The sequence below is a fragment of the Microvirga ossetica genome, from assembly GCF_002741015.1.
GTDB classification, from domain to species: Bacteria; Pseudomonadota; Alphaproteobacteria; order Rhizobiales; family Beijerinckiaceae; genus Microvirga; species Microvirga ossetica.
In genome coordinates this window covers 2,230,948-2,253,635 of record NZ_CP016616.1, presented here as the reverse complement: position 1 = coordinate 2,253,635, position 22,688 = coordinate 2,230,948, and the positions used below count along the sequence as shown (strand labels likewise).

At 64.8% G+C, this 22,688-nt stretch carries 16 protein-coding genes; 6 read left to right on the top strand and 10 right to left on the bottom strand.

Annotated features, from left to right (window positions below):
• Positions 1-94: 94 nt before the first annotated feature.
• The 5 genes from BB934_RS10590 to bcsN form a co-directional block, all read right to left on the bottom strand.
• On the bottom strand, positions 95-2,257 hold the full coding sequence (locus BB934_RS10590) for a tetratricopeptide repeat protein (RefSeq protein WP_099509595.1): 2,163 nt from the start codon (positions 2,255-2,257) through the stop codon (positions 95-97).
• Positions 2,248-3,345 carry a family 8 glycosyl hydrolase gene (locus BB934_RS10585; protein ID WP_237050245.1) on the bottom strand — a complete coding sequence of 366 codons (1,098 nt, stop codon included), beginning with the start codon at positions 3,343-3,345 and terminating at the stop codon, positions 2,248-2,250. The genes BB934_RS10590 and BB934_RS10585 overlap by 10 nt, the downstream gene beginning before the upstream one ends.
• Positions 3,342-5,909 carry a cellulose biosynthesis cyclic di-GMP-binding regulatory protein BcsB gene (locus tag BB934_RS10580; protein ID WP_157934126.1) on the bottom strand — a complete coding sequence of 856 codons (2,568 nt, stop codon included), beginning with the start codon at positions 5,907-5,909 and terminating at the stop codon, positions 3,342-3,344. The genes BB934_RS10585 and BB934_RS10580 overlap by 4 nt, the downstream gene beginning before the upstream one ends.
• Positions 5,910-5,918: 9 nt before the next feature.
• On the bottom strand, positions 5,919-8,114 hold the full coding sequence (gene bcsA, locus BB934_RS10575; protein ID WP_099509593.1) for a UDP-forming cellulose synthase catalytic subunit: 2,196 nt from the start codon (positions 8,112-8,114) through the stop codon (positions 5,919-5,921).
• A 161-nt stretch (positions 8,115-8,275) separates the two neighbouring features.
• Positions 8,276-9,205 (bottom strand): cellulose biosynthesis protein BcsN, encoded by a 930-nt coding sequence (gene bcsN / locus BB934_RS10570; protein ID WP_157934125.1) that lies wholly within the window; start codon positions 9,203-9,205, stop codon positions 8,276-8,278.
• Between the two features lie 382 nt (positions 9,206-9,587).
• Between bcsN and BB934_RS10565 the strand changes: the two genes are divergently transcribed.
• Positions 9,588-10,775 carry a multidrug effflux MFS transporter gene (locus BB934_RS10565; RefSeq protein WP_099509591.1) on the top strand — a complete coding sequence of 396 codons (1,188 nt, stop codon included), beginning with the start codon at positions 9,588-9,590 and terminating at the stop codon, positions 10,773-10,775.
• Here the strand turns inward: BB934_RS10565 and BB934_RS10560 are convergent.
• Entirely contained in the window at positions 10,766-11,635 is an 870-nt protein-coding gene (locus tag BB934_RS10560; RefSeq protein ID WP_173909509.1) for a LysR family transcriptional regulator, read from the bottom strand. The genes BB934_RS10565 and BB934_RS10560 overlap by 10 nt on opposite strands.
• Positions 11,636-11,803: 168 nt before the next feature.
• Here BB934_RS10560 and BB934_RS10555 point away from each other — a divergent pair, with 168 nt between their 5' ends.
• From BB934_RS10555 to BB934_RS10545, 3 genes are read left to right on the top strand one after another with little or no spacing between them, the layout of a single operon-like run.
• Positions 11,804-13,000, top strand: a complete 1,197-nt coding sequence (locus BB934_RS10555) for an acyl-CoA dehydrogenase (protein ID WP_099512735.1) — start codon at positions 11,804-11,806, stop codon at positions 12,998-13,000.
• A 17-nt stretch (positions 13,001-13,017) separates the two neighbouring features.
• Positions 13,018-13,824 (top strand): 4-hydroxy-tetrahydrodipicolinate reductase, encoded by an 807-nt coding sequence (gene dapB, locus BB934_RS10550; RefSeq protein WP_099509589.1) that lies wholly within the window; start codon positions 13,018-13,020, stop codon positions 13,822-13,824.
• Positions 13,825-13,829: 5 nt separating this feature from the next.
• Positions 13,830-15,002, top strand: coding sequence for a CaiB/BaiF CoA transferase family protein (locus BB934_RS10545; RefSeq protein WP_099509588.1), 1,173 nt, complete (start codon positions 13,830-13,832; stop codon positions 15,000-15,002).
• Between the two features lie 119 nt (positions 15,003-15,121).
• Here the strand turns inward: BB934_RS10545 and BB934_RS10540 are convergent, their stop codons facing one another.
• Complete coding sequence (locus BB934_RS10540) at positions 15,122-15,694, bottom strand: TetR/AcrR family transcriptional regulator (protein WP_162299153.1); 573 nt, start codon at positions 15,692-15,694, stop codon at positions 15,122-15,124.
• Between the two features lie 162 nt (positions 15,695-15,856).
• On the opposite strand from BB934_RS10540, the gene BB934_RS10535 reads away from it, so the two are divergent.
• Both BB934_RS10535 and BB934_RS10530 read left to right on the top strand, forming a co-directional pair.
• Positions 15,857-16,990, top strand: a complete 1,134-nt coding sequence (locus BB934_RS10535) for an efflux RND transporter periplasmic adaptor subunit (RefSeq protein ID WP_099509586.1) — start codon at positions 15,857-15,859, stop codon at positions 16,988-16,990.
• 9 nt (positions 16,991-16,999) lie between these two features.
• A complete protein-coding gene (locus tag BB934_RS10530; protein ID WP_099509585.1) occupies positions 17,000-20,083 on the top strand; it encodes an efflux RND transporter permease subunit in 3,084 nt (1,027 codons plus the stop codon).
• A 235-nt stretch (positions 20,084-20,318) separates the two neighbouring features.
• Here BB934_RS10530 and BB934_RS10525 read toward each other — a convergent pair whose 3' ends face one another.
• The 3 genes from BB934_RS10525 to BB934_RS10515 all read right to left on the bottom strand — a co-directional run bounded on the left by BB934_RS10525 (position 20,319) and on the right by BB934_RS10515 (position 22,674).
• The gene (locus tag BB934_RS10525; protein WP_099509584.1) at positions 20,319-20,771 is read right to left on the bottom strand and encodes a Fur family transcriptional regulator; all 453 of its coding nucleotides are present in this window, start codon (positions 20,769-20,771) and stop codon (positions 20,319-20,321) included.
• A 195-nt stretch (positions 20,772-20,966) separates the two neighbouring features.
• Entirely contained in the window at positions 20,967-21,383 is a 417-nt protein-coding gene (locus tag BB934_RS10520; protein WP_099509583.1) for a Fur family transcriptional regulator, read from the bottom strand.
• A 115-nt stretch (positions 21,384-21,498) separates the two neighbouring features.
• Positions 21,499-22,674 carry a Gfo/Idh/MocA family protein gene (locus BB934_RS10515; protein WP_099509582.1) on the bottom strand — a complete coding sequence of 392 codons (1,176 nt, stop codon included), beginning with the start codon at positions 22,672-22,674 and terminating at the stop codon, positions 21,499-21,501.
• Positions 22,675-22,688 lie beyond the last annotated feature (14 nt).

The following is a 22,688-nucleotide window of genomic DNA, read 5'->3' as shown; positions in this document are numbered from 1 at the left end:
CTGATCGCAGGAGGGGTAGGAAAGGGCGGGCGCGCCCGCGGCTTAAAATAGGCACAAAGTTTCAGCCGGCAACAGCGGGACGTTGGCGGCCGCGCTAATAGCGCATCTGTCCGGTGACCTCGAGAATGGCGTTCAGGCCGGCGGCGGCCTCCTCCGAATAGCCGGTCTGCTGAACGGCGCGGAAGATCTTCGCGGCATCATCGTAGCGTCCGAGCTTGAGATAGGACCAGGCGCGGATCAGCAGCAGGTCGTTCTGCTCGGGCACGAGCCGGGCCCGCTCGCTCAGGGCGTGGAGCGTCTCCACGTAGCGTCCGTCCCGGTAGGCGGCAAGCGCTCGCTGGGTCAGGATCGAGGCTCCGAGTTCCACCTGGCGCTCGCGGGTCTGAGGCGCCTCGGCAGCCGCCACGGCCGCTTCCGAGGTCAGGTTCTTGCGCAGATAGGCGAGGGACTTGCCATAGGCCGCCTCCTCCCGGGTGCGGTTGCTGCCGTTGGCGATTGCCCGATCGAAGGCGTCTACCGCCTCGAGAGGACGGTTGGCCTCCATCAGGCACCAGCCGCGGGTCAGGGCCGCATCGGCCGAGAGGCCGCTGGGATTGCGCGTGATGGCGCAGTTGCGTCCCAGAGCCGAACGCGCTTGCGATTGCCGACGGCGCACATTGTCCTCGGTCCGGACGAAGGCCTGTTCGGTCTCGACCCGCTCCACCGTGACCTCGCGGGGCGCATAACGCGGCTGCGCGGGTGGTGCGGTTTCCACCGGAGCAGCCATGGCAGGAGGAGCGGTCATGGCCGGCTGCGGGACGGCAGGCTGTGCGACGACGGCTTGTCTCGTTGCTGGATTCACGCCGTCCGCAAGATCGGCGATGCGCTGGGAGCGGCTGCGCCATTGGGCGACGACGGCATTGAAGCCGCCGCGGTCGTTCAGGCGCTGCGTCGACAGGGCGAGCCCATAGGCGGACGGCTCGTCATCGGCCTTCCAGCTCAGGGCTGTGCGGAACCAGTCGCGCGCCGTGCGGATCTGTTCCGTGTTGTAGGAGTACCAGCCAAGCGCCTGGGCCGCGTCGGAGAAGCGCTGCGCCATCACCACCGGCACGATCCGGCCAATCACCTGCGTATCGAGGCGCGGTGGCGGATCCTGGCTGAGGAGAGCCGTCGCCACATCGAGATAGATCTTCATGTTCTCGGGCGCGCGCTCGCGCCACTCATAGGCGAAGGCTTCGGCCTCTGCGAGGCGGTTGAGCGCCCGCAAGGTCATGGCATAGCCCTCCGCCGCGTTCGGGCCGGCGTTGCGGTCGAGAGCCGTCTTGAACAGTTCGAGCGCCCGCGTGGGATTGTTGTGATGGTAGTTGTACCATCCGAGGATCAGCACGGGGCCCGCTTCGCCGCTGGTCTGAACCAGCCGCTCGACGACGGCGAGGTCGTCTGCCGATGCGGTCATCTTGCTGTCGAGGGAGGCGCGCTCGACCCGGCGGCGGGCAAGTTCGTCGCGGATCGAACCGAAATCGTCCGGGGTCTCGCCGGTCCTGCGCTCGAACTGGAGCAGGGCCGTCACCTGCGGCTCGGGCAGAACGAGGAGGGCCTTCTGCAGGGTCGCCAGGCGCTCGGCCGGATTGGCGCAGTTCGTCAGGATATAGGTGTAGACGTCCCGCGTCCGGTTCGGCTGGTCGGTGCGGGCGAAGGCCTCCGCCACGCGCCAGAGCACGTCGACGTTCATGCAGGTGAGAAGGCCGGGCGCCTCCGTCGCCACCGAGAGGACCGTCCGCCATTGGCCCGTATCCGACGCGTTGGTCAGGCGGCGGCGCGCTTCGACCGTCTCGAGGGCCGTGACCAGCTCCTCCGGTGGCTTCCAGGCTGCATCCGTGGTCTGGCGCTCGGCAATGGCCGCGCGCACCTCTGCGATGCGATCCTCGCGATAAAGGTTCCAGAGCCGTTCGATGAGCGGATCCGGCGGCGGGGCACCCGGGCTGCCGGAGAGCTGGGAGAGGTCGCTCGGCGGGGTCCAATTGGGATAGAGCGCGCGCAGCCGGGCGATTTCGGCATTCACTCGGCGGGTGTCGCCCTGGGATGCGAAATAGCGCAGCGCCGATTCATCGACCTGTGGCTGCGATGGGGTCTGAGACGGGGAGCCGTTCGTCGGAGGTATCGGTGCGGGCGGCGCTTCGGCAGGCGGCTGATTGCCGCCCGTGCCCGTCTGCTGCGCGATCGCTGCGAAGCCGAGGATTGCAACCGCAATGATGATGGCGCTGCCGACTAGACGCATTGCGGATATTTTTCACCGAGCAGGGATTTTGCCAAGAGATACAGGGTCGACGGGTAATAGAGGCTCGGCTCGAAGGTCCTCAGCGGCTCCGGAATCGGCGTCCCGTCGAGCGCGCAGGCGAGCACGGCGGGAAGCATGGCATAACCCTGGTCGGTGAGCCGCTCGCGTACCTGACCGGTGACGACGTTGACCACGGCAACCCCTTCGTTCTCCGCAGACCAGCGCTGCTTGAGAGCTCTCAGCCACTCCATTTCGGTCATCCCTGCTCTCAACAGGTAAAGCGGTATCCTTAACGAGTTGTAACCGAATTCTGGGGGAAAGCCATCGGCAGGCTTAGGTTGCAAGCCGTTTTGCAGGGAAATCCAATCGGCCGGAAGCCGCACCCGGCCCGAGGTCGCCTGCTGCAGCAGCAAGACCCCATCGCGCCAGACGCGGGTCCACTCATATTCCGGCGCCAGGGCCGCCATGACCGGGAATGCTTCGAAAATCCAGTAGGAGAGATTGATGACCGGACCGTCCGGTCGATCGCCGGCGCCGAAGCCCTGGGAGCCGGGAAGCAGGACGAGGGAGCCTCCGGTTCGGCTCAAGGTGCTTTTGCCGATGGCCTTGGCGAGCTTCTGCGCCGCGTTGGTGTAGCGGGTTTCCTGCCAGGCGGCTCCGGCCCTTGCGAGCGCATAGGCGATGAGAAGGTCGCCGTCGGTCGCATTGTTGCGGTCGGTGATCCGCGGCTTGCTGCTGGGGTCCCATTTCCAGACTGCGAGGCCGTCGTCGCGGATGAGAAGTTCGGTGAAGGTGAAGTTCCAGATCTGCTCGAAGGAGCGTCGGTCCCCAGCCGCCAGCGCGAGCAGCAAGCCATAGCCCTGTCCCTCGCTGTGGCTGATGTTGCCGTTGGCTGTGTCGACAACCCGTCCGCTGTCCTCGACGAAACGGGAGCGATAGGCCTCCCAGTCGGCTGCTGAGACGGTTCCCACCAGATTCAGCGGCTGGACGGAGAGGGTTTGGGAGGAGGCCATCGTCCCGGTGAGAATGAGAATTGCAGTGACGAGCCAGGGCAGGATTCGCTTGGGACGATGCGCGCTGACCGTCATGGCCTGCGTCCCAGGCGGTTCAGAAGCAGATAGGTCGCAACGCCCAGGAACATGCAGCCTGCCAGCATGAGAATCGCGTATTGAATGATGTTGGCGGACATCCAGTTGGCCGCGACGAGGCGCATGTTCCTTAAAGAAAGCGGCTGCGTCTGGACGAAGCGATAGTCGTTGATGGGCTCGACCTGCAGCTTCATCTCCCTGGGCTCCAGAGCGACGGCCCTGCCCGCGACCTGGGACCAGAGCATCGGGTTGGCGAGGCGGGCCATCTCGTCCGCCAGAGCGCGGTCGGTGCGCGCGGTCAGAAGGGTCCAGACGCCGGCCGTGTCGGTCTGGTTCTGGGCCAGGAGCAGGGAGGCGCGCTGCGGCGGCTCGTAGGGCGCGTCGGTGCGCTCTTCCAGCGACAGGGAACTGAGGGAGAGGCTGAAGGTCTTTTCCATCCAGCCCTGCAGCGTGCCGAGGGTCTGCTGGAAAAAGCCGCGCCGCTGGAACGTGTCCGACCAGCGTCGGCGGACCTCGTCGGTCGACGCGGTAGCCGGACGGTCGGGCGAGACCTGCGCCGTGGGAAGGCTGAAATCCGAGCTGGCCACCTGCGGTCCCGCCCTGTCACCCGTAGGCGTCGAAGGCCAGATCATACGCAGATGCTCGGAAACCTTCACGTGGTTGAGGAAGCCCGATGGGATCTGATCGACGGCGCCGATGAAGAGCACGGATCCGTTGTCCGCCGAGGCTGCATTGGCGAACTGCGCCCGCACGGGCGTGCCGCCGCTGCGCGCCATGCGGGCGAGCAGAGTGCCGGCGGCGGAATAGTTGAGCGGGTCGGGCCGTGCCAGGACAATGGTTGTCGGAAGGTCTTGGTCCGGGAAGCTGCCCGTGCTCATGACGGCAAGATCCGGCACGCGCCCGATGCGTCCGTAGGTCGGGAACTCGAGGGTCGAGGTGTCGAAGAGAACGAAGCGGTTCGACTCCGAGAGGGTTTCCCCCGGGGCGCAGCGCTCGTCGGCATCGGTGTGCAGAATCGCCTCGATGGTGACTTGGTTGATGCCGGATTTGAAGTTCCTGAGAGGCAGCCTGATGGTATGACGCCGGACGATGTCGCCCTGCTTGGTGATCGTCATCTGCGTGCTGATCATGCCGTTGACGAACACGTTGATGTGGCTGCCCGGCCGGACGGCGGCGGTATAGGCCGCGTCGAGATGCAGGATCGCCTCGCCGTATTCGGTCGCGTAGAAATCCGAAGGCAGGTTGATGGAAAATTCCGCCTTCAGGCGGCGCCCGGAGAATTCCTGCGTCGGCACGCCCAGATCGGCAAAGCGGAAGGATTGAGCGCCGAAGGCGGTCAGGATCTCCGGCCAGTGCCATGCGGCCGTGTCGAGAATGCCGCGCTCGACATTGGCGGTGTTGACGGCTTGCGCGCCGACGATGCCGATGGCGGTGTCGAGGTCCTGCCAGGTCGGTCCGGAGACGACGAGGGTCGAGCCCAGGGATCCGGGCTCCTGCATCATCATGGTCAGCGGCTGCGAAGAGGCTGCATCCGGCATGCCCGCCACCATTCCGCGCAATTCGCCGGCCAGGCCCATGGCCACCTTGATCGTGCCGACGGGGGAAGGGCCGGGATCGGATTCCACTACCTGGATCACCGGATGGGCATAGCGCCCGCGCAGGGCCACCAGCTGCACAAGGCGCAGGAGGCGGTCGCGGATTTCCGGGCGGTAGATCTTGGGCGCAACCACCCGGATCGTCGTCACCCCCGTGCTGTCGACGCCGACCGCCGGCAGGTCGTCGAGGCCGCGCAGGGTCTTGGCCGCACCTTCGGCGAAGACGAGCTTGGTGGTGGCCGAGTCGAGGTCGGTCCAGAGCTCGTAGGTGGCATCGATGGTGCAGTCGGTGCGGTGGCGCTGGAAGGCCTCCGCGCGGATGATGTTCTGTCCCGCCCGCAGGAGACCGGGGCGGATTGCTGCGGTCATGCGCTTGATGTCGTTCGGCGAAGAGATCGGTGTGTCGACCACCGATTCCCCGTTGATCGCGATCCGCAGGCGCGAACCCTCGGGCATGACCACGACCGCGTTCTTGAAGCCCAGCGCGATGGAGGCGCCGCTCGTCGCCTCGTCCTGCGTCAGGTGGAACGTCCAGGACTTCGCATCCGTCTCACCCTCCAGGCGAACCGTTTCGAAGGGAAGAACCGGCCGCTCGTTCCGCACGCCGCTGCGCGCTGCCGGGGCCGGCTGTCTGGCCGGCGCAATGCCGGTCTGAGGCGCGGGGGGAGGCGCCGATGCCGCGGGGTTCTGGCGCTGCGGCCCGATGTTGAAGGGCGTTCCCGCGCTCGGTGGCACGGGCGCCGGCTGGGCTGCGGGAGGCGCGGTAGATGCCGTGCCGGGCTGGCGCATCTCGAAGGCCTGGCCGGGGGAGGGCGCGGGTGCTGCGGGCTCGGGCCGGGGCGGGGTCCTCGCCGCCGGCGGCGCGCCCTGGGAGCCGGGCGACATGGTGAAGGGCGCGGACTGCGCGGCGGCTTGCGTGGCACCCAGAGCCTGCAAGGCGAGCAGAGGGAGGATCAGAACCAAACGCACGAAGCACCTCTACTTGGCAGCCGAGGCGACGGAGGGCGCCGGCGGGCTGGAGCTGCCGATCCTCTGCAGGCCGAGGAAATAGGAGAGACCGCGTCCGGTCTGATAGAACGCGACCATGAAGAACCACAGCGTCCCGCGGAGAACGCCGATGTCGTGGTGCCGGTTCTTCTGGAAGTTGCTCCACTGGTCCGCATTGGCGAAGACGAGGTCGGCGATCATCCGGCGATGTTCGGCCTTCTCGATCAGGAAGCGGCAGCCCAGCAGCAGGCCCTTGTCGTCCATGCCGACCTTGCGGATCTCCACCGGCAGGTGCTGAACGGGAAGATTGGCGAAGGGCTGGAATTCGAGCGTGCCCGCGGTCCCCTTCTTGAGGCGCGGCTCGGCCGAGGGCGGCACGTGGAGCCTGCCGCCGCCCACGGATACGTCTTTCAGGACGGCATCGATGATCTCGTCGCCCATGATGAAGCGGCAGGGCCGCTCGACGCGGACACGGTGGCTCTGACGCCTCGTGGCTCGCTCCGAGACGACACCCAGCGCGCAGCCTGCGATGATGAGATTGAGCACGTTCCAGGCGCCCGTCACGAGGGTCAGGTCGGCCTTGTAAGGCTCGGCCCACACGCGGATGCCGGTGGCGATGACGCCAAGGATCAGGATGCCGAAGATGATGAAGTACGGCGTACCCAGTTCCGAGACCCGGCTCTCCTCCATGGACTCGTTCTTCGCCGTCACCTTGAAGGTGGGCTTGCTGGGATTGGCGATCACCGAGAGCACGGCCGGCAAGAGATAGATCGTCTGGATGTATTCGTAGAGATCCGAGATCCACGGCCAGCGGTAGCGGCCATAGAGATAGTTCTGCATCATGAAGTTCACCATCATGTAGGTGAACGTATAGGCGAAGAACTCACCTCCCGATGCGGTGAAGATCTCGAGCGAGAAGAACAGGTAGCACAGCGGCGAGACGAGGAAGCAGAACCGCGAGAACGGGAACAGCCAGAACATGCTGCTCGACATGTAGCACAGGCGCTGTGAGATCTTCAGCCCGCGCTTGAGGGGCGGAAACTTGTAGCGCAGGATCTGCATCATGCCTTGCGCCCATCGCGAGCGCTGGCCGATGAAGCTGGCGAAGCTGTCCGGCTGCAGGCCGGCGATGAGCGGCTTGTCCACATAGACGCTCGTCCAGCCGCGGGAATGGAGCTCGAGCGCGGTCTCGCAATCCTCGGTGATGCTGACGCCGCTGAATCCGTTGGTTTCCTGCAGGGCCTCGCGCCGGAGCACGGCGGCCGAGCCGCAGAAGAAGGCGGCATCCCACTTGTCGAGGCCGCGCTGGATGACGCCGTAGAACATCTCGTTCTCGGACGGCATGGTCTGGAACGTGCCGAGATTGCGCTCGAGCGGGTCGGGATTGATGAAGAAGTGCGGCGTCTGGACCAGGAACAGGCTCTTGTCCTTGGTGAAGTACCCGACCGTCTCGGTGAGGAAGCTGCGGGCCGGGGCGTGGTCGGCATCGAAGACGGCGACCAGATCGGCGGTCGAGTTCTCGAGGCCGTTGTTGAGGTTGCCCGCCTTGGCATGCACGTTGCGGGCGCGGGTCAGGTATTTCACGTCGAGGGACGCGCACATGGCCTGCAGCTCGGCGCGGCGTTCGCGCGCCTGCTGGGCGGCGGCGGTGTTGCTCGAATTGCACTTCTCGTCCGTGCCGCCGTCGTCCAGAAGCCAGACCGTCATCTTGTCGGCGGGATAGGTCATGGCCTTCGCGGCGGCGAGCGTGGTGGCCAGCAGGTCGGAACCCTCGTTGTAGCTCGGGACGAAGATGTCGACGGTCGGCAGGTTCTGCGGGTCGATCTGGGGAGCCTTGCGCGAAGGCAGAGGGCTGGACACCACGAAAAGGCTCAAGAACAGCATCATGACGCTGTACATCTCGGCCAGATAGAGCAGGAAGCCCGGGATGAAGCTCGCCACCTCGGTGATCGGCGGGATGGTGCTGGTGGTGCGCCAGAAGACGTAGCGCAGGACGATGGCGGTGCCGAGAGCCAGCGCGATCAGGCGCCAGATGCCCTGGGCGCGCATGAACTTGATGATGATCATGCAGGCCACGACCGTGAGGCCCGCAACGAGATGCGCCTGAAGGCTGATGGGAAGAGCCACGATCGACATGATCAGTACCGCCGCCACAGCCCACAAGGCCACGATAAGACCTGCTCGCATCGTCTATGTTCTCGGCTCAAAGGTTTTGCGTGGGAGGAGGGATGCTTAATCGAAGAATAGTCTAGGATCCATGAATATATCGATAGTGTAGCTTAGGCCTAATGTCACATGGGTAAATGCTATGTTATTGCAACTTAATAACATTTTCCCATGAGGCACGATTACTGGCTCGGAGGAGGCGGCACGACGGGGTATCCGCTCTCGGGCGCCGTCGGCAGCGGCGAGGAGGGCTCGGGGATCGCCGGCGTCGCGGAGTCCTTGTCGATCATGCGCCTTGGCGCTGCCGGAACGACGCGGCGGGTTTCCCCGGAAACGCTCCGGCGGCGGACGGTCGTCGTGTCGCTGCCGAGGCCCAGCGGATACATCGGTGCGTTCGTCTCGCCGAGCTGGGCCGGCGGCGGCGGCGGATCGCCATAGGGATTCCAGGATTCCTGGCGGTAGTAGGCGGCAATGGTGAAGCCGTAGAAGACTCTCAGGAGCTGCTCGACGGTGGCGTCCGCATCGCATAGGCGCAGGCGGACAGAAACCGAGCCGCCCGGCAGGAAGACGGCCGGCTCGTCCGGTTCGATCCGCTGCCATGCATAGAGGCAGAGGTCGCCGCTGGACGACCGGCCCGTCGCGAAGCCGAAAGGCCCGAACTTGTTCTGCACATAGACCAGCGATGTCTGCATCTCGACGCCCGGCATCCGCTCTTCCATCTCCGACAGGAGCCGGTCCTGGGAGAGAGACGGGAGCGACAGCGTCTCCGACTGTTCGGGATTGGCCTGTGTGTTGTTGAGCATGCTGACGTAGAAGGCATTCTGCCCGGTGGTGAGCGAGGCGGTCGAGAGCGCGATCTCCTGCGACAGGCCGTCCTGATACGAGCGCTGCAGGACGGCGACGACGGAGGGGCCGCCGGGTGGGGGGACGATGATCGCCCGCGTCGCCGGGACCTCGGACATGAGGGTGGCAAATCCGAGATCGGAGCGCCCCGCACAGGCGGACAGGGTGGTCAGGACCGCCGTAGCGAGAACGGCCTTCACGGCCGCGCCCAGGCAGGATGGACGGACGGAACCGGCGAAAGCGTCCGACGGCCTGGCGCCGAAGCTCATCCGATTCTGGGGCGTCGAAGAAATCATGAAGAACTTTGAAAACTCTGGTGGCCAGCCGGACAGCCGAAGAAGGAAGCCTCGCAGAGGAGCCAAGACCTCCTTTGCGATGAGTCCCGTTCAGCTGGATGGTTAATCAGCTATCACCATTCATGGTTAACGAAAGGTAAGCGCACGTCCAAGAGCGGATTATAGTCCAGCTTCGAGGGTAGGCCAGGCTTGACCTCAGCGCCAGAGGGCATACAAGCAATGCACATCCTTCGGCGCGCTAGCCCCCTGGGGACCCCCATCCTTTTCCGTCCAGATGCCCTGACCTGATCCGCACCGCGTTCAGGCCGTTTTCTCAATCCCGGCCGACCGGCCGGGGCTACGAAAGCCGTTTCCGATGAAGTCCGCCTTTCTGCGCAACGCGCTCGTCCTCGGCATGCTGTCCGCCGTCGGGCCCTTTGCCATCGACATGTACCTGCCGTCGTTCCCAGCCATCGCCCGCGAGTTCCAGGTTGATGTCAGCGCCGTGCAGATGAGCCTGATGAGCTTCTTCCTCGCGGTCTCCGTCTGCCAGATCGTCTACGGGCCGCTGTCCGACCGATTCGGCCGCAAGCCTCCGCTTTATTTCGGCCTGGGGCTGTTCGTCGTTGCGGGGATCGGCTGCAGCTTTGCACCCAATGTCGAAACCCTGGTCGCGTTCCGCTTCCTGCAGGGCGTCGGCTCCTGCGCCGCCATGGTGATTCCGCGCGCCATCATTCGCGATCTGCATACCGGGCACGAGGCGGCCCGGCTGATGGCCACCACCATGCTCGTCTTCAGCGTCTCGCCGATCCTCGCGCCGCTGGCCGGAAGCACGCTGACCGCGTTCTTCAGCTGGCGCGTGATCTTCTGGGCGATAGCGGCCATCGGCCTCGCGGGCCTCGCCGTCGTGGTCTTCCTCCTGCCGGAAACCCATAAGCCGGGCGAAGAACGCAGGGGTCTGGGGCAGGCCTTCGCCACCTACGGACGCCTCCTGAAGGACAGGCGCTTCCTAGGGCTCGCCTTCATCGGCGGTTTCAGCCAGGCGAGCTTCTTTGCCTATCTCGCCGGCTCCTCGGTGATCTTCATCGAGCATTTCGGCCTCTCGCCCTCGGCCTACAGCATGATCTTCGCGTCGAACGCCATCGCCTTCATCGGCAGCGCCCAGTTCAACAGCATCTTCATGCGCCGCTTCGGCGCCGAGCGGGTGGTGCGGACCGCGATCTCGGGCTTCGCCATGCTGGTGAGCCTGCTGTTCGTGCTCACAGTCCTCGGGGTCGACAACGCCTTCGTCCTCTGGGGCCTGCTGTTTCTCTCCTTCGGCTGCCTCGGCTATGTCATTCCCTCGACGGCGGTGCTCGCTCTCGAGGAGCATGGCCCGATCGCCGGAACGGCTTCGGCGCTCATGGGCACCCTTCAGCTCGGTACCGGTGCCATCATCATCGTTCTGGTGAGCCTGTCCTATAACGGCACGTCCCTGTCGATGGTCAGCGCCATCTTCGTCTGCGCCCTCGTGGCGCTCACCTTGAGCTTCCGCATCATGAAGCCGAAGCGGGATTATCCCTGACGGATCTCGGCGAGGATCCAGTCGCGGAAGGAGCGCAGGAGCGGCGTCTCCGCCTTGTGCTCGGGATAGACGAGATAATAGGCGCCGCCGCTGACGAGGCTTTTGGGAAAGAGGATCTCCAGGCGGCCGGAGGCCAGCTCGTCCGCGATCAGGAAATGCGGGATGAGAGCGGCGCCCAGGCCTGCCGCGGCCGCCTGCGCGACCATGGCGAACTGCTCGAAGCGCGGGCCGCGCAGAGGATTGCCCACCTTCACTCCGACGCCGGCGAACCATTCCGCCCAGGCCGTCGGTCGGGTGCTCTGCTGGAGCAGGGTGGCGCGCGTCAGGTCCTGCGGCGCGTGCAGGTTCTCCCGCTGCCGGTAGGCCGGGCTGCAGACAGGCACCGCCTCCTCCGTGCGCAGCAATTCGCACACCGCGCCGGGCCAATGCGGCTCGCCGAAATGGATGGCGGCATCGAAGGGCTCGGCGGCGAAGTCGAAGGGCACGAGACGCACGCCGAAATTCACCGTCGCCCCAGGATGGCGGGCGAAGAAGTCGGGAATGCGGGGAATGAGCCAGCGGGTGCCGAAGGTCGGCAGGGTCGCAAGATTCAGGACGCCGCTCGTGCCGGAGAGCGCGATCGCCTGATGGGTGGCGTCGGACAGCTCGGACAGGGTGGTCCTGACCTGCGAGGCATACATGCGCCCCACATCGGTGAGCACGACCCTTTGCCGGGATCGGCTGAACAGGGAGACGCCGAGGGATTCCTCCAGCTGCTGGATCTGCCGCGAGACGGCGCTCTGCGTCAGGTTCAGTTCCTCTGCGGCTCTCGACACGCTGCCATGGCGGGCGGTAGCCTCGAAGGCGAGGAGGTTGCCCATATTGGGCAGGAAGCCGCGACGAAACACACGTTCATTCCGGTTGAGAATAACCTGCTGCGAAGATGTCGATTTACATTTGGCCTGTCCAGCGCGATTTTGCCGGTCAATTTCAATGGCTTTGGTTAGCCTGAGCGGCTGACCCCACACTCTTTGGGAAGGATGATCGTCATGGCCGGTTCTCAGGAATATGCGAAGTTCACCTGGGAGGATCCGCTCCTTCTCGACGACCTCCTCACCGATGACGAGCGCATGATCCGCGACACGGCCCGGGCCTATGCGCAGGACAAGCTGCTGCCCCGCGTGATCGAGGCCTATCGCGAGGAGAAGACCGACCGCGCCATCTTCAACGAGATGGGCGATCTCGGCCTCCTCGGCGTGACCCTGCCGGAGGAATACGGTTGCGCCGGCGCGTCCTACGTCGCCTATGGCCTCGTGGCGCGCGAGGTGGAGCGCGTCGATTCCGGCTACCGCTCCATGATGAGCGTGCAATCCTCCCTCGTCATGTATCCGATCTACGCCTATGGCTCGGAGGAGCAGCGCCGGAAGTATCTGCCCAAGCTCGCCTCCGGCGAATTCGTCGGCTGCTTCGGCCTGACCGAGCCGGATGCCGGCTCCGATCCGGCCGGCATGAAGACCCGCGCCGTGAAGACCGACGGCGGCTATCGCCTCTCCGGCTCCAAGACGTGGATCTCGAACTCGCCCATCGCGGATGTCTTCGTGGTCTGGGCCAAGTCCGAGGCGCATGACAACCAGATCCGCGGCTTCGTGCTCGACAAGGGCATGAAGGGCCTATCCGCTCCGAAGATCGGCGGCAAGCTCTCGCTTCGGGCCTCGATCACCGGCGAGATCGTCATGGACGACGTCGAGGTCGGCGAGGATGCGCTGCTTCCTAACGTGTCCGGCCTGAAGGGACCCTTCGGCTGCCTCAACCGCGCGCGCTACGGCATCTCCTGGGGCTCCCTGGGTGCGGCGGAAGATTGCTGGCACCGGGCGCGGCAATACACCCTCGACCGCAAGCAGTTCGACCGGCCGCTCGCCGCGACCCAGCTCGTGCAGAAGAAGCTCGCCGACATGATGACCGAGATCACTCTCGGCCTTCACGCGTCCCTGCGCGTGGGACGTCTGTTCGACGAGGGCCGCGTGGCGCCGGAGATGATTTCGCTGGTCAAGCGCAACAATTGCGGCAAGGCGCTCGATATCGCCCGCCAAGCCCGCGATATGCATGGCGGAAATGGTATCCAAGAGGAATATCATGTCATGCGCCATGCGCAGAACCTGGAAACCGTGAACACCTATGAGGGCACGCACGACGTGCACGCTCTCATCCTGGGCCGTGCGCAGACCGGCCTGCAGGCGTTCTTCTGAGAGAAGGCTGGTAGCTCATGTCACTTCGGATCACCTTGGTCGGCTCGACCGGTTGGGTCGGCAAAGCTCTCGTCGCGGCAATCGCCGCCTCGGGCGATCTCAAGCTGGCGGGCGCGGTCAGCCGCAGCGCGGCAGGGCAGGATGCGGGCGAGGCGGCTGGTCTCCCCCGTCTCGGCGTTCAGGTCAGCGCCACCTTGGAAGAGGCTCTGAAAGCTCCTTCCGACGTGGTGATCGATTACACCAAGCCCGGGGTCGTCAAGGCGCATGCCCTGACGGCTCTGGCGCATCGCCGCCACGTGATCGTCGGCACGTCCGGCCTCTCGGCGGAAGATTATGCGGAGATCGACCGTCAGGCGCTCAAGGCCGAGCGCGGCGTGCTCGCTGCCGGCAACTTTTCGATTACGGCGACGCTGCTGCGCCGGTTTGCCCTGGAGGCGGCCCGCTATGTGTCGGATGTGGAGGTCATCGACTACGCCTCCGCGAAAAAGCCCGATACACCCTCCGGGACGGCGCGCGAACTGGCGGAACTGCTCAGCGAGGTGCGCCAGTCCGCAACGTCGAAGCCGCCGCATGAGCTGGTCGGCGTGCAGGAGACCCGCGGCGGTGCGCTTGGGACCAGGGAGCCGGTGCAGGTCCATTCCCTGCGCATGCCGTCCTTTGTGCTCTCCTGCGAGGCGGTGTTCGGAGCCGACAACGAGCGGCTCGTGATCCGTCACGATGCCGGTTCATCGGCTGCTCCCTACGTGGCCGGCACGCTGCTCGCGGCCCGTCGCGTCCTGTCCTTCATCGGGTTGAAGCGCGGCCTCGATGCGGTGATGGATTGAGCCCTATGAAACCGCTCGAAGGCCTGAAAGTCCTCGAACTCGCGCGCATCCTCGCCGGTCCCTGGGTCGGCCAGCTGCTGGCCGATCTCGGCGCCGATGTGGTGAAGGTCGAGCGGCCGGGAGCGGGCGACGACACCCGGGCCTGGGGACCACCCTTCGTCGAGGCAGAAGACGGCGGCGATCTCTCCGCTGCCTATTTTCATTCCTGCAACCGCGGCAAGCGCTCCATCGCCGCCGATTTCGAGACGCCCGAGGGGCAGGAACTCGTGCGCAAGCTTGCTGCCCATGCGGACGTCGTCATCGAGAACTTCAAGGTCGGCGGCCTGAAGAAATACGGGCTCGACTACGCGAGCCTGAAACAGGTCAACCCGCGCCTCGTCTATTGCTCGATCACGGGCTTCGGCCAGGACGGGCCCTACGCCTCCCGCGCCGGCTACGATTTCATGATCCAGGGCATGGGCGGCATCATGGACCTGACCGGCGATCCGGACGGCGAGCCGCAGAAGATCGGCGTAGCCTATGTGGACATCTTCACCGGGGTCTATTCGGTCGTCGGCATCCTCGCGGCGCTTCGCAAACGCGACGCCACGGGGGAGGGCGCGCATCTCGACATGGCGCTCCTCGACGTGCAGACGAGCGTGCTCGCCAACCAGGCCATGAACTATCTGGCCTCGGGCAAGGCTCCTCGGCGCATGGGCAATGCCCATCCCAACATCGTGCCCTACCAGGTGTTTCCGGTGGCCGACGGCCATGTGATCGTGGCGGTGGGCAATGACGGGCAGTTCGGCCGCCTCGTGGCCGTTCTCGGCCGGCCCGAACTGGCGCAGGACGAGCGCTTCAGGAGCAATGCCGGCCGGGTCGGGCACCGGGCCGAGCTCGCGCCGCTGCTGACCGGGCTGACGCTGGCTTTCACCCGCAAGGATCTGCTGTCGGCCCTGGAAAAGCAGGGCGTCCCGGCAGGACCGATCAATACGGTGGCGGATGTCTTCGCCGATCCGCAGGTGATTGCCCGCGGCATGAAGATCGACCTTCCCTCCGAGGCAGCCAGGGGCGGGGCAATCCCCTCCGTCCGCTCGCCCATCGTCATGGATGGGCAGCCGATGACGGCACAGCGGCCGTCGCCGCGCCTCGGGGAGCATACGAATGAGGTTTTGAGCGATCCGTCCTGGATGGCCTGAGACAGGCGGCTAGTGCATCGTGCGGACCCAGAGGGCCGCGTCAGCGACCCGAAGGGCCACGCCAGTGAAAAGTGGGTCCGATTTTCCGCGTTTAACGATGCGCAAGCCAATCCGATGCTCTATTCGGCGATGCCCTTGACGACGAGGCGGTCGATGGCGCTGACGATCCGGTCGCGATCGGCTTCCGAGAACGGGCTGAGATTGTGCATCTCGAGATTGCTGAGGCCCTCCGTCGCGAGCCAGCCGAGCAGGGCCGCGTCGAGATCGTCCGAGGTGGTCTTCAGCTGGTCGAGGGTGGTGTTGATCACCTCGCGCACCGGGTCGAGGAGGCGCGGGTTCTCGGCCGTGGCGACCATCATGCCGGTGGCGAATTCCTGCATCTTGCCGCCGCAGCAGATATTGAGCAGGGTCTTGGTGACGACCCGTGCCTCCAGGTTCGGCCCCGGCACAGCGGTTTCGCGCAGCGCTTGCTTCTCGGCCGTGACCTGGTCGATCATGCGCTGGATCATGGCCTGCAGCAGCGCATCTTTGGTCGGAAAGTTATAAAGAAGCCCGCCCTTGCTGAGCCCGGCTTTCTCGGCAACGGCTTCGAGAGTCAGCCGTCCGGCGCCGATTTCGGCTACAAGCTCTGCCGCCGCATCGAGGATCTTTTCCCGGGAACTCTTGCGGCCTCGGGCATTGGGAAACAGCATCTGCATCTCTTGTCTTGTGCGCAGGCGCACTTGCAACTAAACCGTCCAGACGGTATATAAATGCCTCCACGGTATTGGCGTCAAGGGATAGCCGCGTTAATGCCGCACCCCCTTATCGTATAAGAACCCGTTGATATGGGTTCGGAATCTCGGAAATAGCCTATGAAACGGCGTATTGTTGTTGGTCTCGTGTTCCTTCTTGCGGTCGGGCTGTGCGCCGGCCTGATCTGGTTCAACTTTTTCCGCGACAAGATGATCACCCAGTTCTTCGCGACCATGCAGCCGCCGCCGCAGACGATCTCGGCTGCCAAGGTCGAGGCGAAGACATGGACGCCGAGCATCGGCGCCATCGGCACGGCCAAGGCCGCCAACGGCGTGGAGCTCGCCTTCGAGATCGCGGGCATCGTGAGCGAGATCAAATTCAAGGCCAACCAGGAGGTTCGCCAGGGCGAGGTCCTGGTGCAGCTCGACGACACGATCGAGCGCGCCGACGTCCAGGACGTGCAGGCGGCCGTGAAGACGGCCGAAAGCAGCTTCGAGCGCGCCCGGACCCTGTCGACCCGCGGCTACGGCACGGAGGCCAACCTCGATCAGGCGAGCGCTCTGCTCGCCGCAGCCCGCTCCCGTCTCGCCCGCATTCAGGCGACCATCGAGCAGAAGGCTCTCAAGGCGCCGTTCTCCGGCGTCATCGGCATTCCGCGCATCGATGTGGGCCAGTATCTCCAGCCGGGAACCGTCATTGCGAGCTTCCAGGACCTCTCGTCCATGAAGGTTGACTTCACGGTGCCGGAGCAGCGCGCGAGCGAGATCAAGCTCGGCCAGGAAGTCCGCGTCGGCACGACCGAGGGCAATCTCCCCTTCAAGGGACACGTCACCGGCAAGGATCCGCGCGTCGATCCGAAGACACGGCTCGTCGCAGTCCAGGCCATCGTCGAAAACAACAAGGACGGGGCGATCCTTCCGGGTCAGTTCCTCCATGTGGAGGCGGTCCTGCCGGAGCAGCCCAACGTCATGACCGTGCCGCAGACGGCGGTGATCGCCAGCCTCTACGGCGATTACGTCTACACGATCGACGAGGAGCAGCGTGACGGCAAGGCGATCCAGGTCGCCAAGCAGGTCTTCGTGAAGACCGGCCGTCGTCGTGGCGGCGCTCTCGAGATCGTCTCCGGCGTGAACGCGGGTCAGCAGGTGGTCGCTTCCGGGCAGAACAAGCTGCAATCCGGTGCGACCGTCAAGATCGACAATTCCATCGATGTGACGAAGCTCGACACGTCGAAGCTCGCGAGCGGGCAATAGGCATCAGCCATGAGTTTTACTGAACTTTTCATCCGCCGCCCCGTCTTGTCGATGGTGGTGAGCCTCCTGATCCTGCTGCTCGGTGCGCAGGGTCTGATGAACCTCCAGGTGCGTCAGTATCCCGAGGTCGAGGAAACCACGATCACGATCACGACGACCTATACGGGCGCAAGCGCCGACCTGATCCAGGGCTTCATCAGCACGCCCATCGCCAAGTCCGTCTCGAGTGCGGAAGGCGTGGATTACGTCACGACGCAGAGCCGCCTCGGCATCAGCACGGTCTCCGTGCGCATGCGCCTGAACACCGATCCGAATGCGGCGCTCACCGAAGTCACCGCGAAGGTGCAGCAGGTGCGCGCGCAGCTTCCCTCGGAGGCCGAGGATCCGGTGATCATGAAGGGCACGGGCCAGAGCTTCGCCCTCATGTACATCACCTTCGGCAGCACGGAGATGAATCCGGAGCAGGTCTCCGAATTCCTCACCCGCGTGGTGCAGCCGCGCTTCGCCACGCTCGACGGCGTCGGCAATGCCGAGATCCTCGGCGGGCGCGATTTTTCCATGCGCGTGTGGCTCGACCCGGTGCGCCTCGCCGCCCGCGGCGTCACGGCAGGCGACGTCGTCCAGGCGATCAACGCCAACAACTTCCTCGCAGCTCCCGGCAAGACGCAGAGCGAATACGTGGCCTACAGGCTCGACATGCAGACCACGCTGCAGACGCCGGAGACCTTCGGCATGCTGCCGATCCGGTCCGAGGGCGATCAGCTCGTGCGCCTGCGCGACGTGGCGGATGTGGAGCTTGGCCCCGAGAGCACCGACACCATCGTCAGCTTCAACGGTAGCCAGGGCACCTTCATCGGCATCACGCCGACGCCGTCCGCCAATCCGCTGACCACCGCCGCCGAGGTCACGAAGGAGATCGATGCGATCCGTCCGACTCTGCCCAAGGGCATGAACGTGGAGATCGTCTACGACGCTTCGAACTTCATCTCGGCTTCCATCGAGGAAGTGTTCAAGACCATCGGCGAAGCGGCGCTCATCGTCGTGGTCGTGATCCTGCTGTTCCTGGGCTCCTTCCGCTCGGTGCTGATCCCCATCGTGACGATCCCGCTCTCGCTCATCGGCGTGTGCTTCTTCCTGTATGCGCTCGGCTACTCGATCAACCTCCTGACCCTGCTGGCGATGGTGCTCGCCATCGGTCTCGTGGTCGACGACGCCATCGTGGTGCTGGAGAACATCCACCGTCACATCGAGGAGGGTTTGAAGCCTGTCGATGCGGCCATCGTGGGCATGAAGGAAATCTTCCTTCCGATCGTCTCCATGACCATCACGCTCGCGGCCGTCTATGCGCCGATCGGCTTCACGACGGGCTTGACCGGCTCGCTCTTCAGGGAGTTCGCCTTCACGCTCGCAGGCTCGGTGATCATCTCCGGTATCGTCGCGATCACGCTCTCGCCGATGATGTCGTCGAAGCTGCTGAAGCCTCATGGCGCTCAAGGCCGGTTCGCCGCCTTCGTGGACCGCACCTTCACGCGGCTCGAGAACTGGTATGGAAGGCGCCTCAAGGGTTCGCTGGATTACCGCGGCGTGACGCTCGTCATCGTCGCCGTTCTCCTCGGCACCACGGTGTTCCTGTTCACCAAGACGTCCTCCGAGCTCGCGCCGGAAGAGGATCAGGGCGCCTATCTCGGCATCCTCAACACGCCGAAATACGCGACCGCCGATTACACGCAGCTCTTCTCCAAGCAGTTCACCAATGCGGGCGAGAAGATCCCCGAGATCGACGACAGCTTCCTGATCGTCGGCATCGACGGTGGTGGCGGCGGCTTCTTCGGCTTCAAGCTGAAGGAGTGGAGCGAGCGCGAGAAGAAAGGGGCCGCGACCAAGCAGGAGATCCAGAACCTCCTGAACGAGAATGCCGGCGTGCAGGCCTTCGCCTTCGCGCCGCCGTCTCTGCCCGGTGGCGGCGACGGCCTGCCGATCCAGTACGTGCTGCGCACCATCGGCGATTCGTCCCAGGCCTATGAAGTGGCCGAGCAGATTCGCCAGCGCGCGATGAAGTCCGGCAAGTTCATCGTCGTTCAGAACTCGATCTCCTACGAGACGCCGCGGGCCCGCATCACCGTGGATCGCGACCGGGCCGCCGCTCTCGGCGTGCCGGTCTCGGAGATCGGCACCACGCTCGGCGCTCTCGTCGGCGGCGCGCCGATCTCGAAGTTTGACCGCGACAGCCGGAGCTACGATGTGGTGAGCCAGGTCCGGCAGCAAGACCGCCTGAATCCGGAGCGCTTGGCCGAGTACTATGTCCGGGCCTCCGACGGCTCCATGGTTCCGCTCTCCGCGCTCGTGAGCATCAAGACGGATGCGGCACCGGCGGTCATCGAGCAGTTCAACCAGCTCAACTCGGCGACCGTCTCGGCGCTGCCGCTGCCCGGCGTGACCACGTCGGAAGGCCTGGCGACCCTGCGCGCGATCGGCAAGGAGGTCATGCCTCAGGGCTTCTACGAGGATTATTCCGGCCAGTCGCGCCTGGAGATCCAGGAAGGAAGCTCGATCTTCCTCGCCTTCGGCCTTGCGGTCATCGTGATCTATCTGGTGCTGGCGGCGCAGTTCGAGAGCTTCCGCGATCCGTTCATCATCATGATGTCGGTGCCGCTCTCCATGTTCGGCGCCATGATCTTCCTGAATCTCGGTCTGGCGACTCTCAACATCTACACGCAGGTCGGCTTGATCACCCTGGTGGGACTGATCACCAAGCACGGCATCCTGATGGTGGAGTTCGCCAACGAGCAGAAGGAGAAGCACGGGGTCAGCAAGCGCGAGGCGATCGAGGAAGCGGCGCGCGTCCGTCTTCGCCCGATCCTCATGACCACCGCCGCCATGGTGCTCGGCGTGGCGCCTCTGCTCTATGCCAGCGGCGCAGGTGCCGCGGCACGCTTCTCCATGGGCCTCGTGATCGCGTCGGGCATGTCGATCGGCACGGTCTTCACGCTCTTCGTGGTGCCGATGTTCTACACCTTCATCTCGAAGGAAACCGTGCGCGCAAGCCGCGCCGAGGAGAAGCATCCTCACCGTCAGGCCCTGGCGGCGGAGTAAAGCACCGGACGTGAAAAGTGGCTCCCGTTTTGGGGCCGATCAGATGCGCCAAGAAAAAGAAGAGGCCGGGCAATGCCCGGCCTTTTAAGTTTTGGTCTCGAAAGGCAGGATCTAAAAACCGACTCTGCCTTTCTGCTCTGAAGTCAGAGCTGTTTCCACTTGCGTGGAATCATCTCTGTTCCTTGATGTGCCGCATTTTTGACGGCGAACCGGATCCACTTCGCCGAAAAATGCTCTAGTGGGCGATCTCGCCCTCGACTTCCATGAACGGCGACACGGACCGGAAGCCGGCCTGCTCGGCGGCCTTGCGCACGGCTTCCGCGACCTCGGTCGAATGAACTTCGATGGTCTCGCCCGTCTTCGAATCGACGAACATGATCTTCATCGCGTTCACGTCCGGCTGGCCGTGGGAGATGACGTAGGAGTTCTGGGTCGCCAGACGGTGGACGAGGCCTGCATCGCGCAGGAAGTCGAGCGCGCGGTAGATCGTCACCGGAGCCAGGCGCTTCTTCTCGCTGCTCAGGCGGTCGACCAGATCGTAGGCCCCGACGGGACCGCCGCTCTGGACCAGCTCGCGATAGACGCGCTCGCGAATCGGCGTGAGCCTGAGATTGTTCTGCCGGCACAGATCGTCTGCACGACGGAGGAGGTTTTCCTCTTCTTCTTTCCTGAGGGCTTTGGTGCTCATGAGCCGCACTCCTGTTATTACGGAACCTATACATTCATATAGGTAAAATGTGTCGCTGACAATGTGCTATCGTTGCGGCAGGTGCTTGCAGCTGTGCATATTCCGAAAGGGAAGAGAGCGTTCCGGCAAAGAAGGGCCCAGCTTGCGCGATTATAATACGTAGTAACGTATCAAATTGGCGAAAGGTTCCGGGGCCTAAGCCTGCTTGGTGCAGAGGTCGCAAAGGCCCCTGATCTCGACGGTCACCTTCTTGGCATGAAAGGCATTGTCGTCGCCCCAATGGGACAGCCGCTCGCTGATATGCGGATCCGTGAATTCCCGCACGAGGCCGCAACTCTCGCAGATGGCGAAGGCGGCCATGTCGTGCTCCTGGTGGGGGTGCTTGCAGGCCACATAGGCGTTCAGGCTCTCGAGCCGGTGGGCGAGGCCCTTCTCGATCAGCTTGTCAAGGGAGCGATATACCGTGGGCGGCGTCACAGCGCCCTTGCCCCGCATCTTGTCGAGCACCTCATAGGCCGAGAGCGGATTCTGCGCCGAGCACAGGATCCGGTGGACCCGCTTCTGGGTCTCGTTCAGGTCCTCGAGGCCGTGGTGATGATGCGTGGAAGCCATCTGAAATCGTTAAAAATCCGCCGGTAACGTGATCATCCTATACGTCATGATTGCGGAGGCGATTTCAAGGGAGCGGCGCGAAAGCCCTGCGGATGGGGCAGGGCTTTCGCAGTGTCTACAGATCGACCCAGGCGGCCTTGCGCTGCGAGGAGCGCACCGCCGCTTCGATGAAGCGCACGCCGCGCACGCCGTGGTCGACGGTCGGCACCTGAAGCGCGAAGGGATTGGGATCGCGCTTCTCGATCCGGGCCGCGATCTGCTCGGCCACATCGGTGTAGAGCTGGGCGAAGCCCTCGAGATAGCCTTCCGGATGTCCGCCCGGGATGCGCGATGCGGCGCGAGAAGCCTCGTCGGCGCCGGAGCCGTTGCGGCGGATCGTGCGCGGCGGCTCGCCGAGAGGCAAGAAGGTCAGGTAATTCGGGTTCTCCTGACACCATTCGAGACCCGCCTTCTCGCCGTAGATGCGGATACGCAGGCCGTTCTCGATGCCGGATGCCACCTGGCTGCACCAGAGCATGCCCTTCGCGCCGGAAGTGAAGCGCAGCATCATATGCGCATTGTCGTCGAGGCGGCGCCCTTCCACGAAGGTGTGGAGTTCCGCCGAGAGGGAGGCGACCTCGTCGCCGACGATGAACTCGGCGAGGTTGAAGGCATGGGTGCCGATGTCGCCGACCGCGCCGGCGGGGCCGGAGCGGGCCGGATCCGTGCGCCATTCGGCCTGCTTGCTGCCAGTCTCCTCGACGCGGGTGGCGAGCCAGTCCTGCGCGTATTCCACCTGCACGACGCGGATGGCCCCGAGTTCGCCCGCCTTCACCATGGCGCGCGCCTGCCGCACCATGGGATAGCCGGTGTAATTGTGCGTGACCGCGAAGATCAGGCCCGATTCACGGGCAAGCTTCGCGAGCTGATCGGCCTCGCGCCGCGTGGTCGTCAGCGGCTTGTCGCAGATCACATGGATGCCGGCCTTCAGGAAGGCGCGGGCGGCTGCGGCATGGGCGTGGTTCGGCGTGACGATGGCGACCGCGTCGATGCCGTCCTTCAGCCGGCGTTCGCGGCGCGCCATCTCGTTGTAATCGCCATAGATGCGGTCCGGCTTCAGGAGCAGATCCTCGCCGGACGCCCTGGCCCGCTCCGGGTCGGAGGAGAGGGCGCCCGCCACAAGCTCCCAGCGGTCGTCGAGACGGGCCGCGATGCGGTGCACCGCGCCGATGAAGGCGCCGCGCCCGCCGCCGACCATGCCGAGACGTAGGCGGCGGTTCAGCTTCTGGTCCGGTGATCCTGCAATCGTCATGTGTCGCCCCTTGT